The sequence below is a fragment of the Actinomyces oris genome, assembly GCF_001929375.1.
Classification (GTDB): Bacteria; Actinomycetota; Actinomycetes; order Actinomycetales; family Actinomycetaceae; genus Actinomyces; species Actinomyces oris_B.
In genome coordinates this window covers 1-2476 of the sequence record NZ_MSGO01000066.1, presented here as the reverse complement: position 1 = coordinate 2476, position 2476 = coordinate 1, and the positions used below count along the sequence as shown (strand labels likewise).

At 65.7% G+C, this 2476-nt stretch carries 2 protein-coding genes; one reads left to right on the top strand and one right to left on the bottom strand.

The genetic code is table 11. From position 1 onward, the window contains the following. The coding region (locus tag BKH32_RS12290; RefSeq protein ID WP_075250290.1) for an LppM family (lipo)protein at positions 1–995 on the bottom strand (995 nt) is incomplete at its 3' end. 127 nt (positions 996–1122) lie between these two features. Here BKH32_RS12290 and BKH32_RS12285 point away from each other — a divergent pair. Continuing rightward, a complete protein-coding gene (locus BKH32_RS12285; protein WP_075250289.1) occupies positions 1123–2409 on the top strand; it encodes an adenylosuccinate synthase in 1287 nt (428 codons plus the stop codon). Positions 2410–2476 lie beyond the last annotated feature (67 nt).

Genomic DNA, 2476 nt, shown 5'->3' with positions numbered 1-2476 from the left:
TGCTGGTAGGGCTGGGTGGTGGGGTCGGTGTAGCCGGGCTGGTAGGGCTGCCCCTGCTGGTAGGGCTGGGTGGTGGGGTCGGTGTAGCCGGGCTGGTAGGGCTGCCCCTGCTGGTAGGGCTGGGTGGTGGGGTCGGTGTAGCCGGGCTGGTAGGGCTGCCCCTGCTGGTAGGGCTGGGTGGTGGGGTCGGTGTAGCCCGGTTGGTAGGGCTGCCGCATCGGCTGACCCTGCTGGCCGAAGAGTGCCTGGTTGGGGTCGTAGACCTGGGCGGGAGCCGCGTAGGGAGCGAGCTGGGGCTGGTTCTTCTTCCTCTGGCTCATGACGAGAGCGGCCACAACACCGCCCATGACGGCTACGGAAAGCGTTCCGACAAGCCTCCAGACCCGCACGGGAGAGGAACCACTGTCTTTCGCGCCCGCAGCGCTCTTAGAGGCCTTGTCCTTCCCCCTGACCTCATGCTGGTCGTTGTCGTTGAAGGAGACCTTGGTTCCCTCGACCGTGCCGCCGTCGGCCTCGGTGACCTTACCCGGGAAGGTGACCGATTGGGTGACGTCGGCGGAGACATTGGAAGGGATGTCGTCGAAGTTCAACGTCTGAACGATGAACTCGTCGCCCTCGTGCTTGACGTTCTTCGAGGATGCGACGATAGCGCCGGTCCCCTCCATCGTGCACGTGCGGGTACCGTCTTTAGACTCGAACTTCACCTTGAGGTCCTTGACGCTCGAGCCGCTTGAATCGGGAGAGCCCTTATCGCACGTGCTCTTACTGAGCACCGGAACGGATGCACTCTCAGACATCGTGAGCTTCACGGAGAACGTGTCCTCGTCCTTGACGATGATGTCACTGGAAATGCTGAAGCTCATGTCGTCATCAGCCGTGGGCAGGGCGTACCCCGGGGTGCCGGCCAGGGCCAGGACGGCGGATACGGTCAGGACGAGGAGGGCCACCAGCACAGAACGAGGCGTGGAGGTACGGCGGACGGTGACATGAGGCATGTGCCCCACCGTATCGTCTCTTCGCCCAGTTGGTTAGGGGACAATGGCGGTGCCTCGTTGCTCGGCTCCGGTAGGCTAGAGAACGGTGTGTCCACCGGCATGCCGTCACTGAAGCCAGGGAGCAGCCATGCCAGCCGTTGTCGTCGTCGGGACCCAGTGGGGGGACGAGGGAAAGGGCAAGGCGACTGACCAGCTCGGTCAGGACGTCGACTACGTCGTGAAGTTCAACGGCGGCAACAATGCCGGACACACTGTCGTCATCGACGGCGAGAAGTTCGCCTTCCACCTCCTTCCGGCCGGGGTGCTCACCCCCGGGGTCACGCCTGTCATCGGCAACGGCGTCGTTGTCGACCTGGAGGTCCTTTTCAGCGAGATCGCTGAGATCACCTCCCGCGGCAAGGACGTCTCCAGCCTCCTCATCAGCGCCAATGCCCACATCATCCCCTCCTACAACCGGGTTCTGGACCGCACTACCGAACGCTTCCTGGGCTCGAGGCAGCTGGGTACCACCGGGCGGGGGATCGGACCGACGTATGCGGACAAGATGAACCGCGTGGGCATCCGCGTCCAGGACCTCTTCGACGAGTCGATCCTGCGTCAGAAGGTCCACTCCGCCCTGGACCAGAAGAACAGCCTCTTCCTCAAGGTCTTCAACCGGGCAGCCATCGACGCCGACGCCGTCGCCGACGAGCTGCTCTCCTACGCGGACCAGGTCCGGCCCATGGTCGTGGACTGCTCGCTGCTGCTCAACAACGCTCTCGACGAGGGCAAGACCGTCCTGTTCGAGGCCGGCCAGGCCACGATGCTCGACATCGACCACGGCACCTACCCCTTCGTCACCTCCTCCAACCCCACTGCCGGCGGCGCCTGCACCGGCACCGGTGTCGGGCCCACCCGGATCGACTCGGTCGTCGGCGTCGTCAAGGCCTACACGACCCGCGTGGGGGAGGGGCCCTTCCCCACCGAGCTGCTCGATGACATGGGCGAGCGCCTTCGCACCGAGGGCGGCGAGTACGGGGTCACCACCGGCAGACCGCGCCGCTGCGGCTGGCACGACGCCGTCGTCACCCGCTACGCGGCTCGCGTCAACGGGCTGACCGACCTGGTGATGACCAAGCTCGACGTCCTCACCGGGCACGAGACCATCCCGGTGTGCGTCGCCTACGACATTGACGGCACTGTCACTCAGGAGATGCCGCTGACCCAGTCCGGCTTCCACCACGCCGTCCCCGTCTACGAGGAGCTGCCCGGCTGGAGTGAGGACATCAGCGGGGTCCGCAGCTTCGCCGACCTGCCTCAGACGGCTCAGGACTACGTGCTGCGTATCGAGGAGCTGGCCCGCTGCCGCATCTCCGCGATCGGCGTCGGTCCGGGACGAGAGGCCACGATCTCACGCCACTCGCTGATCGGGTGACCAGAGGGCGGAGCATGAGCGATAGCGGCTACTCGGGGGCGTCGCGCGCAGGAAGTGGGGTGGAGAC

Excerpts from the sequence above, each read along its gene's own strand:
- BKH32_RS12285 (WP_075250289.1), top strand. The coding sequence starts at position 1,123 with ATGCCAGCCGTTGTCGTCGTCGGGACCCAGTGGGGGGACGAGGGAAAG.